General features: G+C 57.4%; 12 protein-coding genes. 5 read left to right on the top strand and 7 right to left on the bottom strand.

What is annotated here, in order from left to right:
• Positions 1–241: 241 nt before the first annotated feature.
• Together AAFG16_RS22405 and AAFG16_RS22400 are read right to left on the bottom strand one after the other, a co-directional pair.
• Complete coding sequence (locus AAFG16_RS22405; RefSeq protein WP_342740570.1) at positions 242–640, bottom strand: response regulator; 399 nt, start codon at positions 638–640, stop codon at positions 242–244.
• Positions 641–1,147: 507 nt separating this feature from the next.
• A complete protein-coding gene (locus tag AAFG16_RS22400; RefSeq protein ID WP_342740569.1) occupies positions 1,148–1,603 on the bottom strand; it encodes a hypothetical protein in 456 nt (151 codons plus the stop codon).
• Between the two features lie 590 nt (positions 1,604–2,193).
• On the opposite strand from AAFG16_RS22400, the gene AAFG16_RS22395 reads away from it, so the two are divergent.
• Positions 2,194–4,230 carry a carbohydrate-binding domain-containing protein gene (locus AAFG16_RS22395; RefSeq protein WP_342740568.1) on the top strand — a complete coding sequence of 679 codons (2,037 nt, stop codon included), beginning with the start codon at positions 2,194–2,196 and terminating at the stop codon, positions 4,228–4,230.
• A gap of 522 nt (positions 4,231–4,752) precedes the next feature.
• Here AAFG16_RS22395 and AAFG16_RS22390 read toward each other — a convergent pair.
• A complete protein-coding gene (locus tag AAFG16_RS22390) occupies positions 4,753–5,862 on the bottom strand; it encodes a glycosyltransferase family 2 protein (protein WP_342740567.1) in 1,110 nt (369 codons plus the stop codon).
• Positions 5,825–6,895, bottom strand: coding sequence for a glycosyltransferase family 4 protein (locus AAFG16_RS22385; protein ID WP_283079807.1), 1,071 nt, complete (start codon positions 6,893–6,895; stop codon positions 5,825–5,827). Before AAFG16_RS22385 ends, AAFG16_RS22390 begins: the two co-directional genes overlap by 38 nt.
• 455 nt (positions 6,896–7,350) lie before the next feature.
• Between AAFG16_RS22385 and AAFG16_RS22380 the strand changes: the two genes are divergently transcribed.
• The gene (locus tag AAFG16_RS22380) at positions 7,351–7,629 is read left to right on the top strand and encodes a hypothetical protein (RefSeq protein ID WP_283079808.1); all 279 of its coding nucleotides are present in this window, start codon (positions 7,351–7,353) and stop codon (positions 7,627–7,629) included.
• Between the two features lie 81 nt (positions 7,630–7,710).
• Here the strand turns inward: AAFG16_RS22380 and AAFG16_RS22375 are convergent, their stop codons facing one another.
• The 3 genes from AAFG16_RS22375 to AAFG16_RS22365 form a co-directional block, all read right to left on the bottom strand.
• Positions 7,711–8,403 carry a class I SAM-dependent methyltransferase gene (locus tag AAFG16_RS22375; protein WP_342740566.1) on the bottom strand — a complete coding sequence of 231 codons (693 nt, stop codon included), beginning with the start codon at positions 8,401–8,403 and terminating at the stop codon, positions 7,711–7,713.
• An 80-nt stretch (positions 8,404–8,483) separates the two neighbouring features.
• The gene (locus AAFG16_RS22370) at positions 8,484–9,704 is read right to left on the bottom strand and encodes a glycosyltransferase family 4 protein (protein WP_342740565.1); all 1,221 of its coding nucleotides are present in this window, start codon (positions 9,702–9,704) and stop codon (positions 8,484–8,486) included.
• Between the two features lie 96 nt (positions 9,705–9,800).
• Positions 9,801–10,643, bottom strand: coding sequence for an FkbM family methyltransferase (locus AAFG16_RS22365; protein ID WP_342740564.1), 843 nt, complete (start codon positions 10,641–10,643; stop codon positions 9,801–9,803).
• A 238-nt stretch (positions 10,644–10,881) separates the two neighbouring features.
• Between AAFG16_RS22365 and AAFG16_RS22360 the strand changes: the two genes are divergently transcribed.
• From AAFG16_RS22360 to AAFG16_RS22350, 3 genes are all read left to right on the top strand, one after another.
• On the top strand, positions 10,882–12,843 hold the full coding sequence (locus AAFG16_RS22360) for a hydrolase (RefSeq protein ID WP_342740563.1): 1,962 nt from the start codon (positions 10,882–10,884) through the stop codon (positions 12,841–12,843).
• 122 nt (positions 12,844–12,965) lie between these two features.
• The gene (locus tag AAFG16_RS22355) at positions 12,966–14,372 is read left to right on the top strand and encodes a hypothetical protein (protein ID WP_283079813.1); all 1,407 of its coding nucleotides are present in this window, start codon (positions 12,966–12,968) and stop codon (positions 14,370–14,372) included.
• Positions 14,369–16,426, top strand: a complete 2,058-nt coding sequence (locus tag AAFG16_RS22350; protein WP_342740562.1) for a glycosyltransferase — start codon at positions 14,369–14,371, stop codon at positions 16,424–16,426. Before AAFG16_RS22355 ends, AAFG16_RS22350 begins: the two co-directional genes overlap by 4 nt.
• Positions 16,427–16,456: the final 30 nt, after the last annotated feature.

Genomic DNA, 16,456 nt, shown 5'->3' with positions numbered 1-16,456 from the left:
CAACGGAATGGCACTCGGGATGATGTTAAAGGCTCACATGATAGGCGCTGGCGCTATCGTCCCTCGTCACGACCACCCATGTATTTTCTCTCAAATGGGGTCGGCTACTCGCCAATTCTTCGGCAAGTCTTTGAGCTGCACGAAAAGCATCTATTTCGTGCTCAAACACGAGGCCGCCGGGATCATCGACGTTTTCTGTACCGCAAAGGTCAAAGAAGAATCGCGCCACTGAGCACCAGGGCTAGCGGGCGGCGTCATGTGGTGCTTTGAGACCCAAGCAGCCGTTGACGAGGTTGGAAACTGCCGTCACGAGCTGCGCGGGCGCGAACGGTTTCTGAAGCATTATGCTGTTGGGCACGCCCTTTACCAGCCATTCGTCAGCGGCCACGCCGGACATATAGACCACGGGGAAGCTGGGATCGACCTCACGTGCTGCGCGCGCCACCTCCCAGCCGTTGAACCTTCCCAGGAGATTGATGTCAGTCACGAGGCCGCGGTATGTAACGAGCCCCCCTTTAAGGAGAGTCACGGCCTCCTCGCCGGTCCTTGCGACAGCGGTCTCGAAGCCCCCCTCGTTCAGCACATCCTCAACAAAGCTCTGGATCGCATCGTCATCCTCGATGACCAGGATGAATGGCATTTCCGTCAAGGCTCCCCCCGCACTCGCACTTTTTCTGGATGTTACAAAGTGCACAGAAGGACAAGGTTCCAGGGCACGGGAAAATTTGGCAAGCGGTCTGTCTGATCAAGCCGGAGATTTCGTCGCCTTCGACTTTTGGCGAAGGAAGCTGACCTCCAATTCCTCGCCATTCACTCGGTCAAGCTGGCATCGGCGATAGGCAAGCCCCGTCGAGGAGAGCAGAAGAAAGAACTCCTTCAAAGCTAAACCGCCTACTCATCGGAAGCAAACGTGTCAAGGTCGTCGTGTCTGGACAAGGGATTCTCAAGCGAAACCCTCCGCGGCCGTTCTGGACTACATTGCGGCGGAAGCGATAGGCAGGCAACCTTCTTAGATTGACGGAGTGCTCGTGGCGTTCGGCGCGACGCCAGCGGCCCCAAGCCATTATAGGAAAAGTGGAGAAGACGCGCGGTCCATGAGGAGGTACCGAATTAGCGAGCAGAGGTCGCTGCAATTTGCGCCGCCAAGCTAACCTTCGCGCAAATACGGACGGAGGTTTTCGAGGAACTTGATTGCCGAAGGAGTAGACAAAGCCTCCCAGGCGACATCGTAGATCAGGCCAACTAGCTTCCCGGCCTGCGTGTCAGCCGCCGGCGACCACACTTCGAACTTGGTGTTTACCGTCGGCGTCCGACAGTCGACCTTGATAGTGATTCCGTCGAAACCGAGACTCCTTTCAATGTCGAGCAGCGCAGCCAGGATGCCATCCAGTTCGGTCCAGAATCGGGCGGCCTCATTTGGCGCAACGACTTCTCTGTGAGTGAACGGGTGCTCGAACATGCTTTCGGCTGACGTCAACTCCACGATCGTACAGTTCGGTTCAGCGGTCATACGCCTGATTTCGGCATCATTGAGGTTTGCACGAGGCGCCTTAGGTGCAACGAAGAACGTATAGACGCCCTTGTGCCACCAGCCGGATGCCATAGCTCGCGGAAGCGATCTTCACCATTGGAGCACCGAGGCGCCCATTCCATCATTAAGTTCACCCGCAACGACCGGCGCGCCTTTTATCGGCGGCTCGGATGGCCGCATCATCACGGGCCCATCACCAGAAGGCGTTCACGCGCTTGGCGCGAAAGCCGCGAGATCGCGCCGGAAGATTTTTGCTCGCCACTGCCACCGAGACCTCGACAGGACCGATACTGGCGCCGCACCCGCCAGGCCATTCCTAAACTTCACGTTGCATGTCGCTATCTTCCCTTTTGGTCGAGAAACGCTCCACGTCGCTCAAACCGTGATTTGACCATCGCGCACGATCGCGCCGTGCCACGGCGCGATCCTCGTAGCAATCGAGCTTAACGAGCTACGGCAACGCGCCGCAGAGCCTCGGCTGTGCGTGCTGTGTCGTAGGTGGGCAATGCCGTGGATCAGCGACCCAACCTTGCCCCTCTGATTAGAAATTAGTCACATCGGCGTCCGGTCGAATTACACCGTGTACCCCTTGTGCAGCCGAGATCAGATACGCATAATTCGCTCGGCCGCTTCAATCGACGCTTTCCCAAGGGAGGAGCCCGATGATCGACTTGACAGGCTACAAGCTCACATTCGATGACGAGTTCAACGCGCGGAGCATCTCGCTGACGGGCGCTGGCACAACCTGGGGCGATACGCGAGCGCAATGGCTCGGCGACGCCTTTTCAGACGTTGGGTTCGGCACCAGCTCGTTTGTCGATCCCGGCTCGGGCTATGACCCCTTCTCTGTCTCTCAGGGCGTGCTTTCGATCACCGCCGTTCCCGATCGAACGCCTTATGGAGTTCCCGGAGCCTGGGAATCCGGCTTGATCACCACACAGGGACATTTCTCCCAGACGTACGGCTACTTTGAGATCCGTGCGGATTTCTCCAACCTGCCCGGCGCATGGGAAGCGTTTTGGCTTTTGCCCGACCACCCGCTCCCTGATCCAGCTGGAGCCGGACACTGGCAGGAGCTCGATATCGTCGAGAACTATGGCGTCAATGACGCGGCCATCTTTAGCGGCATCCACACCACGGACCCGGCGCCGAACCAGAACTGGCAAGCGCTGCTCCAGGTGGCGAGCCTGATGCCGAACCCGGCCGGCTACCATACCTACGGCATGAATTGGGGGCCCAACCAGATCAGCTTCTACATTGATGGCCAGTTGATCGGGACGCGCGCGACTCCGAGCGACATGCACGGCCCGATGTATCTGATTGCGGACCTCGCTACGCAGTCGCCCGCTTCCGGCGGCGGCGTGCCGATCACTGCCTATATCGACTACATCCGCGTCTATTCTTCGGATCCAAACGCGCTCGCCGTTGTGCACGATACCGTCTCCTCGCCCGATGGATATGATCCCGGCCTCTACGGCGCCCAGGCGGCTTCGCAGACGTTTCCGCCGCCGTTGGGCTCCTCGACCGTGATCGGCACCGGACCGGACCAGTTGGTGTTGAAGATCAGCGAGGACGCTTATCTTGGTGATGCGCTATATACTGTCTCGGTCGATGGCGTGCAGATCGGCGGCACGCTCACCGCGCACGCCTCCCATGCGGCGGGACAGGACGAACTCATCACGGTGCAAGGCGATTGGGCTCAGGGCGACCACACCGTGCTGGTTCGCTTCCTCAACGACCGCTGGGACGGTACGCCACAGAGCGACCGCAACCTCTATGTCGACGGCGCGACTTACAACGGCGTCAACGATGCAGCCGGCGCGATCGGAAACGCCGTAGGACAAAGCTTTCTGTTCACGGACAAGTCACGCGGAACGACAACGCCGCCGCCCACCACGCCCTCTCCGCCGCCTCCGACGGGCTCCACGACCGTGATCGGCACCGGACCGGACCAGTTGGTGTTGAAGATCAGCGAGGACGCTTATCTCGGTGATGCGCTATATACTGTCTCGGTCGATGGCGTGCAGATCGGCGGCACGCTCACCGCGCACGCCTCCCATGCGGCGGGACAGGACGAACTCATCACGGTGCAAGGCGATTGGGCTCAGGGCGACCACACCGTGCTGGTTCGCTTCCTCAACGACCGCTGGGACGGTACGCCACAGAGCGACCGCAACCTCTATGTCGACGGCGCGACTTACAACGGCGTCAACGATGCAGCCGGCGCGATCGGAAACGCCGTAGGACAGAGCTTCCTGTTCACGGACACGTCAGGCGGAACGACAACGCCGCCGCCGACCACGCCCTCTCCGCCCACCACACCCTCTCCTCCGCCGCCGACGGGCTCCGCGACCGTGATCGGCACCGGACCGGACCAGTTGGTGTTGAAGATCAGCGAGGACGCTTATCTCGGTGATGCGCTGTATTCTATCGCGGTTGATGGCGTGCAGATCGGCGGCACGCTCACCGCGCACGCCTCCCATGCGGCGGGACAGGACGAACTCATCACGGTGCAAGGCGATTGGGCTCCGGGCGACCACACCGTGCTGGTTCACTTCCTCAACGACCGCTGGGACGGCACGCCACAAACGGATCGTAACCTTTATGTCGATCAGGCGACCTACAACGAAGCGGTGGTTCGGGGCGGAGCGATCGGAAGCGCGGTTGGACAGACCTTCATCTTCCACGACTTGCTGTGATGTTGTGGCAGCGACGCGGAACGAACCGACAAAACTGGCCGTGTTCCAACGCTTGGTCAAGGCTGCCGAGCCCGGAGTGCGCCAGTGACGGTCAGGCCAATTGAGCGTCAGCACTCATCAGCTTCGCAAGAACTCCTTCGGGCTGCTCTCATGGTGCGGGTCCGCATAATGAAAAGCGTCGTGGCCCTAATCTTCGGCATGGCAAGGCGCATTGGTATGAATCGACCGGCAACCCCAGAAGACATACAAGTCTCCCGGCGTCATAGCGATCCGTACAAATCGCTCCGGGCGCAGCTTGCTCGCAGGACTCCACTGAGTTAGCGTGTTGTCGAGCAGAAGCTTGTCAATCAAGTTGGTTACATAGAACCATCTGATCGGCCGAACACTCGATATAAGGATCAGTTCGCCATTTTCCTTACCGATGGGAACTTCTATTGGACGCGCGGAATGATGCCTTCTCTTCACTCCTCGGTCACGTGCCACAGCCCTGCCATTGAGAGGAGGCCGCGCGGCTATCTCGCGTTAGCTCCGGAAAGGAGCTGAGATCGCGCGAACATAAGCTTTGGCCGATCGATGTCCGCCTTGGGACCGAATGGCGAGCAATGCTTTGGCTGCCCTGGTCGGCAAAAAAGCCCCGAACACGAAGAACGCGGCCATCGCAAGCTTTCGAGCGGGCGCATAGGGTTCCACTAGAAGCCCCACGAGTAGCGCCGCAACGCTGGTCGATCTTCGGGCTCTCCCCGTCACGATCTCAAGGCAATATGCGCGCTCACGATAGTAGAAGGCTTGTTGAGGCTGGATCAGCTCACGCCCAGGCGCGAGCCGCCTTACAATGTCACGGAGGTGCTCTGTGCGAAGCGCGAATCGCCGCATATCACGCTCGAGCACGGGCGCCGTCGGAAGCTGCCCGAGCCGGGAGTCATTTCGGCCATGCACGCGATAGTGCCCCAGCTCTTCGGAAAGGCTTACGACATCGCCAAACAGCGGGGCAGCAAACAGAATCACCCCGTCAACTGCTTTGTCGTAGTTAACTTCGCGCAGCAGTTCGCACACGTCACGGCGAAATACATTGCCGGAAGTTGGCGGCGTCTTATACACACCGCGCCTGAGCACTTCGTCCAGCACGCGGTCACGTTCTCGAAACGTATTGAGTGAGCAAAATGGACCCAAAGGATTGCCATCGGCATCGATCAGTGTAAGCCCGAATTGTACCTTCGCAACGCGCTCGTCCAACTTGTCGAGGAGCTTCGTCAGTGAACCGGGCTTCAATTCGTCATCGGCATCGAGGAACAATATGAAGGGTGCTTGCGTGGTTCCCAATCCGTAGAGGCAAGCCCCCAGCTGCCCCCTATTCTCGATCTTGAAAGCTTTGACACCGGAGCGGGAAATTGTCTCCCACGAGTGGTCAGTTGAGCCGTCGTCTATAACGACAAGTTCGCAGGCATCGCACTTCTGATCCAAAACGCTTCTGATCGCGCGTTCGACGAACGATTCATAATTGAAGCAGGTAATGATAATAGCCAGCTTGGGAGCAGAAATAGCACCCGTTCGCGTGAGTGCATCGCTCCTGAATGGGTTGCCAAATGTACTTGTTTCAAGCGCGCCCATGAACGTGCCGGGACGCTTCTTCATAAATCTGAAGCGTTTCACGGGCCACCCGATCGATTGTAAGAAAATCGAGATTGATTTGACTGTTTTTCTTCCACTCCAGCACGGCTTGTTTGTCCTCCAGCAAGGAGCGCAGCACTACGGCAAGCCCCGCCGGATCGCCCGTCGGAACGAGGATCCCCGCTCTGCCGCCATCGAGCATTTCAGGAATTCCATCCACGTTACTCGCGACAATAGCGCAACCAGCTTCACGCGCCTCCGACAGTACCAGAGGGGCGGGATCAGCATGCGACGGAAGCACGAAAACATCTGCCCCGAGCAAAAATGGAAAAGGATTGTCTTGAGCACCCATGAAGGTGACTGCCTCAGCACACGCCATCGAGCTAACTTGCGTCAAATACTCGGCCCGGTGCGGACCATCGCCAACGATATACAAATGCGCGGTAGGGATGACCCTGTGCACCGCCTCGAACGCGGAAAAGAGGTCAGCGAGACCCTTTCTCGGATGAAGCCCGCCGACAAAAACCACTGCGGGCGATTGAAGTGAGGCGGGACTACGATCCTGCTTTTCGAGCCGTGCCGCACCGATTGTTCCATTAAGCACAACGCGGATCCGCGATTCTGGGACACCGCGTTTTCGCATTGAAGTCCCGACGGCAGCGCTTACGGCGATTACTCGTGCGCCAAGCCCCATGAGAATTGCGCTTCTCTCAAATTCGTTGTGCACGGTTGTGACCAGTGGAATCTTGAGCAGTTTGCAAATTGGCCAGGCAAGGACGGCACTCGTCATCATGTGGGCGTGTACGATGTCCGCTCGCCAATCACGCACGAGCCGATACAGCAGTGATGCGCCGTCGACGAGCTTCTTCGGTCGACGCTCAATGCACACCTGCATTATTTCCACGTTGCTCGAGGCGAGCAGCGGATCAAAATCTCCTCCGCTGCTTGCAACAGCAACCTGATGGCCCAATTTGGCCTGGGCACACGCTAAGTCCACGGCGGCATGAACATGGCCATTCAGGCGGCGCGTATGGTTGAGCAATTGCAAAATGCGCATCGAAACCTGCTTGAACCCACGTCCCGATTGAGATGAGCCTAATGTTCGGCTTGGCAATGGCAAAGCACTGTTTATAGGCTGGGAGTGCGACGTCCATTTGCATGGCCACCCGGCGCGCAAATGTGCAGCCGCCCGCGAGATGCCGGTTTGGCTGCAAGCAAAAAGCTCAAGCGGGAGAAGAAAGATACGAGTTCTGCCGCGAGCAAAGTAGTTCCGAGGTATCTTTATACCTCCAGCTGAGCGGTATCACAATGCTGAGACCGCTGGAGTACGTCCACAGAATCTGCATTTTCGCCCCAAGTTTAGGCTGTTTTGTGTACAGCAGGTGTGATCTTGTCGTGTCGATCAGGTTCCGTTAGACGATCGATCACCGCCGGGCAAAATTGCTGGCGGTCGGCGACGCACAACCAACCTCAATTCTTCTGAAGAGGCTTCGCACGCCTCGAAGGCACAACATGGAATACGCCGCAATTGGGCTGGCTATTTTCGGAGCGCTCTTGGGACTCCGCTTCCGATTCCGCGTATTGCTGCCCTTCCTTTTGCTCTTGTTGTTTGTCTCGCTCTTTGTTGCGTTCGAGCAGCGGCTCGGTAGAGGTGAAACTGTGCTGCTAATCGCAGCCGGCCAGATCATTTTGCAAGCCAGCTATGTCGTTGGACTCGCCGCTCGCCGGATTTTTCGCGCGACGCACCACAAGCTGCCTGCGACTGACAAGCTTCCAGTAACGGAAAAGTAGTTAAGTCCCGATGACGGCGGCCGGTTGAGCCAGTCCGTGGCGTGATAGCCATGATTATGATGGATGCGACGGAGCACATCCTCACGTCGCAACGACCAGCAGCGAGTAGCCGCCAAGCAACCGGACTGCAAGATCAGGTTCAGCCGCAAAGAGCAACCGGCGCGGCAAGCGCATCAGACGACTGGTCCAGGCTTGATTTGGCAATTCCAGGCGGCTGGCCGTATAGCAATGGTCTACAATCGTGTAACCGCAATCCTCAAGGGTCGCCAGCGCAGACTGTTTGAAGAAATAATGAATGTGGCCCACGTTTCTTCTGAGTTCAGCAATCGGCCACGCTCGCAGAATGGATTGCGCGGATAAATCCAAAGGGATGTGAAAGACCTTGAACGTGCCAAAAGGTCGCAATCGCTTAATGAACGAAATGTAGTCCTCCACATGCTCTATGACATCAATGATAAGCACAACGTCGAATTGCAAGTTGGGTTCGTCCAGCAAGTCCTTTAGGTAGAACTGCGTGTGATGCGTCGCTTTCGGTGCTGCCCGCCGAAATGCATCAGGTGAGACTTCGTAGCCTGACAAGCGCGCTGTAGGAAACGTTCTTTCTAGATTCAACAGAATCTCACCGGTCCCGCACCCGATTTCGCATATATGCTCGTGCGGTAGATTGTTTCTTTTCATTATGTGCTCGATTTGACTGGCCTTCCAAGGCGCATCTTCCTCATGCCACGTAGGGTTGTTTTTGCCATAGCTGTCCCCTTCGTATAGCTCTTTCATTGAGAAGATCCCTTCTTGCTTAAACTGTCGCGCATCAAATTCGGCAGATGAAGCAGGGCCGCATCTTAAAAGACAAAAGCTCAATCAACGCGAAGCCGGTATCGATCGACCGAGCTGCGCAAACTGTCCGCCAGCTGAGTATACAGTACCTTGGCGTCATAGTGCGTTCGTACGGTCTCGATGGCGGCCCGACCAAGGAATTGACGATTTTTCCAGGCATCAAGGATGGCCGCTGCCAATGCCTTCACATCGCCGACAGGGAACAGAAGGCCATCGACACCAGGCGTCACAAGCTGCTCGAATGCCCTGATCCGGCTGAGAACCACCGCCGCGCCACAAGCCATCGCTTCTAGTACTGCGAGAGCGACCGCCTCGTTAGCTGAGGGCATCGCATAAACTCCGCAATTCCGAAGAAACTCGCGCACGTCAGATCGACCGACAAACCCGCGAAATCGAACTCTGTCGGACAATCCGAGACTTACAACAAGCCTATCCAAAACGTCTCTATCCGGCCCTGTGCCCACGATATCCAAGGTCCATTCGTCTGGCAGTTCGGCTAAAGCCCGAATGAGATCGCTGGTTCGCTTTTGCCTGTTCGTCAACCGCGCAATTGTCAGGATAGTCTTCCCCCGCGTTGCGGCGGCGTCAGGAAAGAATTGGGCGACGTCACACCCATTCGGCTGCAGTCGGGATCGACCACCATAATGCCTAACGACGTCGCATTCGCATTCGGTCTGGCTGTAGCAAAGCGCTGCACTCGAAAACGCCCCGCGCTTGAAGAGCTTTACAACACGGTCCGGCAGCCCGCCGTGATCTGCACCGACGACCGGCACATCGACTCGACCTACCAGATGATCGAACCTTCCACTCCAGTACTCTTGAACGTACAGAAGATCGATCTCGTCTTCTCTCAAGGCTTGGTTAAGGGATTGCATAAAGGCGATCGTGTTCAGCCGTTCCTCGGCATAAAGAGACCAACGCGTGCGGCGGATCAGCCGCTTCACCCATATGCGCTCGATCAGATTGTACCAATCGTCAAGCCGCAAAAACCGGACGGCTATGCCGAGATCCGTGTCATACCTCCCGGCCTCGCGGAGTGACGGAATGTAGAGCAATGGAGTGATGCCATTTTGCTTCAAACCGCGCGCGTAGTACCACGCCCAGTCGTTTCGGTAGCTCGCGAGATAGCTCGATCGCGTCTGATGCAGGACCCAACCGAAGAACCCTTCGAACGAGCTGCAACTAAGCAGCATTGCTACTTTGATGGATTCGCCTTCGGCCATGGGTTCAACTACCGGCATGGCGGATGCACCCCACATGCGTCGGCAGCGCTCGATTCATCCCAACACGATCCTACTCATCGGCTACCGCGAATTGGCAGAAGGGCGAGCACGCGATCAAGCGTTGCCGGCCGGACTCGTTCGCGATCCATTTCGATCGCCCCCCGCCCCCGCGCGCACGTACCAGCCATCCCATTGAGAAAACTCTTTGAAAACCCGTGTATACCCGTGTCTTGTCAAAATCGCATCAATTGCCGCCTCGGTCTTCCTGTTCTGTTCGACCGAGATAAGATCTATCGCATACCGTGAGAAGTCGAAGGCACGTAGAATGTCGTATTCGCTGCCTTCGGTGTCGATAGACATGTAATCGATCTTCGCCGGCGCGTCATGATCGATAAGAAGCTGATTGAGGGTCACAGTCTCGACTTGTATTTCCTGACCCCCTGATCGCACTTCTGCAAAATGATCGCCACCAGCGAACTCGGCGACGCCGCTCAGCTCCGGATCAACCGAGTCCGTAATCAGGAATTTCACCTTCGTACCCGAGCTCGAGCTGACACATCGTCGGTCGATGCTCGAGCTGCGATTTTGCATAAGCGCCAAATGCCAGAGCGGATTTGGCTCAGCTACAATTCCCTTCCAGCCAAACTTTTTCTCCAACAGCCAGGTGTTGCTATTCAAAATTCCATTGGTTGCTCCAAACTCGACAAAAAAGCCTCCGCGCCTCTCGCCAAGCTCGTACCCCACCCAGAGGTCCTGGAGTATCTGTGATCGGGATTGATGGCGATTCACAAAGCAATACGCCAAAAACCGAATCTCCTCCATTCGGCTAAAGCGCTCGACCTCAATACGTTGCAGGCGGATCGCATTAAACATCATCCTACGGAGCGAAGGACTTTTCGCCGCCCGACTAGCAAGCGACGCAAGTGCCGAAAGGCCGCGCTTCGCAAAAACTGTCATCGTCTTGCTCTAAAAACAATTCGCTCAAACAACTCGTCTTCAACATCGACCAAGGACATTAGCGCAACTCTCATCAACGTCACCCAGAGTGGTCGACCTCGAATTGGCACGCAAAATGCTACAAGGGATCAGTTCATATGGGCAACAGCTAATTTTGGAACCTTGTAGTGCAGATCATAACTGCAGGCGTTCGGTGTTTTAAATCGAGGTAGTCGTCACCAGTTTGGAGTTTTCGATTATGAGTCCACAGGAACTTGCTGAGTGCATCAGCGCTTCCGGTGCGATCGATCTGATTTCGACTGATGTCTTCGATACGCTTCTGTTGCGAACAACGAGATCTGCTCGCTCACGCATTAGGCAAGCTGAACATTTATTCAGCAGATCTCTTGCCTCGCGCGGGTGGCAGATTGAGCCATCGTTGCTGATCACCGCTCGAGCTGAAGCGGAACGACTGGCATTCAGGGCCCTCGAAGCCGGCAGATCCGGCGAGGTCCGATTGACGGACGTCATCGGACGCCAACTCAAACTGCTAGGCCTTCCAGCCTCAGAGATCGCGACGAGATTGGCGATCGAGCTGGACGTCGAGAAAAAGTCACTTGTCCCAAACCGCTACTTGGCCAACGTCCTGCTCGCGAACCGTCATGCTGGTCGCCGTATCGTTGCCGTCAGCGACACGATGCTATCGGCCGAAGATGTGCGCGAACTTATTCATCACTTTTACGTCCCGGATCTCATCGGCCAGATCTACACTAGTAGCGATTGTGCACGTACGAAGCGGCGCGGCGATTTGTTTCCATATGTTGCGGAGGCGGAAAGCGTGTCGCTGGGTCGCATCCTGCATATCGGCGATGACGTCCGCGCCGATCTTAAGAATGCGTCGGTGCACGGCATCACTGCCGTTCATACGCCACGTCCGATTTGGCTGAGCCATCTTCGCAAGGCAAACGGAGCCTTGGCCCTGATGAGGAGCGCTCTCTCGTCCAGGACGCAATTTGCTAAACGGCCGCCGGCGCCTCTGGAAAATGCCCATGCGTTTGGACGTTTCGTCCTCGGACCAATCGTTACGCAATTTTGCGTGCGGATTTGGCTTTATGCCGCCGAAGTTGAGACACACGACAGATCTGCGTTGCTGTTTTGCGCCAGAGGGGGCGTCGGAATTAGGGAAGCATTCGAGCGGGTCCTCGCAAGACTTTCTCTTCCCCTGGGAATGCGGCGGGGCAACTTCATGGTTTCGCGACTAGTCGCCGCGCGGGCCGCGATTCTAACGCGCAGTTCTGCCGCGGTTGAGGAACTTTCCCGCGAATTCCGCGGTCGCTCGTTTTCAGACGTAGCGAGCGCAATCGGCGGACGGCGGTATAGCCTTCCAGACCGGTGGAATGAGCCGTTTGCCGCGGGGGACTTTCTCGACATGCTTTTTCACAGTTCCGGTGAAGCGGTGTTGTCGGACATTCGGCAGCAGAATGCACGGTTCGAGCGCCATTTTTCAAAGCTTCGGAACGATACCTCGCGGATCCTACTTTGCGACACAGGCCTTTACGGCAGCACTCAACGCCTGATGGCGAGCGCTTTCCCCGCACTCAGTATCGAAACTATTCAATTCGCCCGGGCGAATTACAAAGGACATGGGGAGGAGCATTTCCCAAAAGTCGCGGGCCTATTGGTAGAGCGAAATTGCTATAGCCCTCTCGACATACACTCATGCGTCCTGCGGTATTGGCATCTCATCGAGAGCTTGTTTGAGCCGGCGATTCCTTCGGTTCGCTCGTTCGTCGAAGACGGGGAGGACGACGTCGCGGCCAATTGCGGCGACATCCGCTACGGATTCATTGATCCAGGCCACAGAAATGACCTTCTCTCAGGAGCACTTGGTTACGTCGATGAGCTTTCGATTGAAGGCGCAGTCAAAGCATCGATAGACACCGAGTTAGCCTGGGTTCGCCTTAAGAAGGCCATCACGCGCCCCACTGCGGAAGTTTTGCATTGCCTCGACCTTCCTGACCGCTCGGTTGATTTTGGCCGGCCGGATGTCCTGAACGTGTTTCGCCCACACCAGGCTAGGCCGACCTTGAGCAGATTAGCATCGCTCCGAGCTGAACTGTGGCGCGAAGGTGCGATAGCGCGGGAATTCCCCGTACTGAAGCATGCTCTCCTCCCTATGCTCGATTCCATGCACTCAGTGCGAGCCGTGATAGCGCGCTAATAGTACGGGCTGCCACCAACTGAGGAACGATCCCGCGAGTCTGCAGCATCGATTTGGCCAAAACAGGATCTGGTGACGAAGGACGTCATGGGAGCTTCCGGTACAATCAGGGTTAGCGCGCAATGAGTGTGGAACCGATCGGAGTGCTAACCGTCCTGCTCGGTTTGCTTTGCCTGCCTCTCGGCCAGCGAGCCACATTCAGCGTGCTCATCTGCACAACCCTATTCGGAGCTGCCGCCGCCATTCTCGTCGGCAGTGCGAACATACAACCAGCTCACCTGTTTCTGGTTTTTGTGCTTGCAACGGTGCTTTCCCAGCGGCACGTGGCCGCGGCGGCAATCAGATCCGTGAGCTTCGGCCAGCCCGGCTTTTGGCTGTTATGCTTGGTTGTTTATGGAGTTGGCTCAGCCGTCCTGCTTCCGCGGCTGCTGGCTGGGGGAACGCAGATTGTTCCATTGGGAGCGTCGGAATATGCCAACACCGGGTCAACGGTCCCTCTTGGCCCGGTGTCAAGCAATTTTACGCAATCCATTTACATGATAGCCAATCTCACCTGTTTTGGAATGACAGTTGCGATCGGTTCGAGCCTTGGCGGCTTTCGGACCATTGTCACCGCGCTAGTGAGCTACTCTGCGGGCAACGTCCTGCTAGCGATGCTGGACATCGGCACATACGCTACCGGGACGCAGGCTCTCCTCAGTTTCATGCGTAATGCTCGGTACACCATGCACTTCGACGATGAGCTGAATGGCGCAAAGCGCATCGTCGGTTCTTACCCGGAAGCATCCGCCTTTGCGCGCGCGACACTGGGTGCCCTCGCATTCACGGGTACGCTCTTTCTCTTCGGCAGGAACGCCACCTTGACCGGCCTTTTGGCTGCCGCCTCGTTCGCTCTCGTCATTCTATCCACGTCTTCTACCGGGCTCGCGAGCGCTCCGTTGGTGCTCTTGTTCCTATATATCTCAATGCTGCAGCGTACTGGCTTTGACTCCGCTCGCCCTTTCAGTTCAGCAGCGGCACTATGCGCCCCTGTCCTTCTGATCACACTGATCCTTGCTGTACTTCTCGATGAGAGAGCCTCGGAAATCGTGCAGCGCTATGCGGACACGCTTATCCTCAACAAGTCGTCTTCGACTTCGGCCATCGAGCGCAGCTCCTGGAACAGCTATGCGATGCAGAACTTCTTTGATTCTCTTGGATTGGGTGTCGGGTTGGGGACCGTACGCACGTCGAGTCTTCCGATCGCACTCCTCTCGAACGTCGGAATCCCCGGAACGACATTCTACTTGCTTTTCGTGACGACGGCGCTTTTCGGGCAACGAAATGCGCCCCATACGTTTGAGGCGGATGCCTGCATTGCAGCCCGGACCGCCTGCCTGGCGCTCATGATAGGAGACACCTTAGCCGCTCCCACGGTGGAGCAAGGCCTACTGTTTTACGCTCTTGCCGGGCTTGCGTGCTCCTCCCCTCGTGACCAGCTTGCACCCGTCCTGCTCGCGCCCTCCCCCGCATCAGGAGCGAACGCATGAGCTCGTCCGCCAACTTCGGCATAAATGGCCGGTTCTTGACTCAACCGCTGACTGGAGTTCAGCGGTACGCCCATAATGTCAGCGCCGCCATGAGTAGATCACTCGCCGCGCGGGGCAAAGAAGCCGCGATCATTGCCCCAGCTGATGCCGCCGATCCGGGATTCCAGTCTATCCCCCTCATAACCGCCGGGCCGCTTGCTGGGCATCTCTGGGAGCAGATAGTGCTTCCGGCGCGATGGCCGGACCGACTCCTCAATCTTTGCAACACCGCGCCAGCGATCAAGTCCGATCAGGTGGTATGTATTCACGACGCGAACGTCTTTGTAGCGCCGCGGAGCTATCGCTCACTGTTCCGCACGACGTACCGAACCCTGCAGCCGTTGCTGGCCAAGCGTGCTGCCAGGATTGCGACTGTCTCAGCCGCCTCGGCCCGCCAAATTGCTTGTCACCTTCCTGTGCGCGCCGCCGACATTGCGGTCCTTCCAAATGGCCACGAACACGCACTGACTTGGGAGCCAACTCGCGCCCACATCGCCCCCTCAGCCGTGCCCGATGGACGTTTTGCATTGGCGCTGGGGTCGCGTGCTTCCCACAAAAATCTGCAGCTCGTTCTCAGAATCGCACCGGAACTTGCTGCCATGAATCTCAGCATAATCATCGCAGGAGGAGGCGCGGATATTTACGCTCCCGAGAGCCTGACCGGCGCGCAAGGGGTAAAACTGCTTGGCTACGTTACGGACGACGATCTCGCGTACCTGATGGAACGAGCGTTGTGCTTGCTCTTTCCGTCGTGGACCGAGGGGTTTGGGCTTCCCATCATTGAAGCGATGGCCCGTGGATGTCCGGTCATTTCGTCCAACCGCGCCAGCATGCCTGAAGTGTGTGGCGATGCAGCCCTGCTTGCCGCGCCCGACGATCCTGCCGAATGGGTTCGACAGGTTCGACAGCTCGCAAGTTCGACGGAGCAAAGAACTGAACTTGTCGGAAGAGGACGCGAGCGGCTCCGACATTTCTCATGGGAGAGTACCGCCGCCGGCTATCTCGAACTTATGCACGAACCCAGACGCGCCTTGAGTGCACCTACAGTGAAAGCCCTGCCCCTACCGAGCATAGCCGTCGTCGTCGCAACGCGAGGCCGCCCTGAAATCGTCACCGCCACCCTTACGCACCTGCTTCGTAATCAGACCCTGCAGCCCAAGTCCATTGTCGTCTCAGGCGTCCTGCCGGAGGACGCCGGCGAAGCGGCGAATCTACCGGGCGTTCGAGTTGTCCTCGGTCCTCCTGGATTGCCGGCTCAGCGAAATACCGCCCTCGCCGCCCTGGGCAATGCCGCTGAGGTTGTGGCCTTCTTTGACGATGATTTTGTCGCCGATCCGGACTGGCTGGCGGCTGCCGCCATGATTTTCCGCGACGAGCCGGATGTCATCGGACTTACGGGCTATCTACTTGCTGATGGCATTCACGGGCCGGGACTAAGCTTTGACGAAGCGCGGAGCATCCTTGCAGCAAATAACAGCCCGCAAGGCTCGATGTGGATTGAACCGTTTAGTCCCTATGGCTGCAACATGGCTTTTCGTGCCGCGGCGATCGGCGAAACGAGGTTCGACGAGCGCCTTGTACTTTACGGCTGGCAGGAAGACAGGGACTTCGGCGCGGCGCTCGCAAAGCACGGGGGACGCCTGATCAAATCTGCGCATGCTCGCGGTGTTCACATGGGTGTCAAGGGCGGGAGGGTCGCGGGAGACAAACTAGGTTATTCCCAGGTGGTCAATCCGATCTACCTGTTGCGCAAAGGCACGATGACTGCCCGTCAGGCAGCGAGCCATATCTTTAGGAATGTCGCCAGCAATCTCGCACGTTTTTTGAAGCCCGAACCGTTTATCGATCGTCGAGGTCGGTTGCGAGGAAACATTCGCGGCCTCTCTGACGTACTGCGAGGACGCATTGAGCCGGAACGTGCGACGACGATCATGGGCACTGGTGACAAGATGAGGTCAGTCACACAAGTACCCCTCTCAGCGAAAGGCAATGGTGATGGGACTGCAGGTTTGTGATGCGGGTCGGTCCGCAACCTTCCGCAGTAA

The sequence above is a fragment of the Bradyrhizobium sp. B117 genome (genome assembly GCF_038969555.1).
Classification (GTDB): Bacteria; Pseudomonadota; Alphaproteobacteria; order Rhizobiales; family Xanthobacteraceae; genus Bradyrhizobium.
This window is presented reverse-complemented; position numbering and strand designations above follow the sequence as displayed.

Bases quoted from the DNA above. Each gene is read 5' to 3' on its own strand.
- AAFG16_RS22380 (WP_283079808.1), top strand. From the start codon at position 7,351: ATGGAATACGCCGCAATTGGGCTGGCTATTTTCGGAGCGCTCTTGGGA.
- AAFG16_RS22375 (WP_342740566.1), bottom strand. From the start codon at position 8,403: ATGAAAGAGCTATACGAAGGGGACAGCTATGGCAAAAACAACCCTACG.
- AAFG16_RS22365 (WP_342740564.1), bottom strand. From the start codon at position 10,643: ATGACAGTTTTTGCGAAGCGCGGCCTTTCGGCACTTGCGTCGCTTGCT.
- AAFG16_RS22395 (WP_342740568.1), top strand. From the start codon at position 2,194: ATGATCGACTTGACAGGCTACAAGCTCACATTCGATGACGAGTTCAAC.
- AAFG16_RS22360 (WP_342740563.1), top strand. From the start codon at position 10,882: ATGAGTCCACAGGAACTTGCTGAGTGCATCAGCGCTTCCGGTGCGATC.
- AAFG16_RS22400 (WP_342740569.1), bottom strand. From the start codon at position 1,603: ATGGCATCCGGCTGGTGGCACAAGGGCGTCTATACGTTCTTCGTTGCA.
- AAFG16_RS22405 (WP_342740570.1), bottom strand. From the start codon at position 640: ATGCCATTCATCCTGGTCATCGAGGATGACGATGCGATCCAGAGCTTT.
- AAFG16_RS22355 (WP_283079813.1), top strand. From the start codon at position 12,966: ATGAGTGTGGAACCGATCGGAGTGCTAACCGTCCTGCTCGGTTTGCTT.
- AAFG16_RS22390 (WP_342740567.1), bottom strand. From the start codon at position 5,862: ATGAAGAAGCGTCCCGGCACGTTCATGGGCGCGCTTGAAACAAGTACA.
- AAFG16_RS22370 (WP_342740565.1), bottom strand. From the start codon at position 9,704: ATGCCGGTAGTTGAACCCATGGCCGAAGGCGAATCCATCAAAGTAGCA.
- AAFG16_RS22350 (WP_342740562.1), top strand. From the start codon at position 14,369: ATGAGCTCGTCCGCCAACTTCGGCATAAATGGCCGGTTCTTGACTCAA.
- AAFG16_RS22385 (WP_283079807.1), bottom strand. From the start codon at position 6,895: ATGCGCATTTTGCAATTGCTCAACCATACGCGCCGCCTGAATGGCCAT.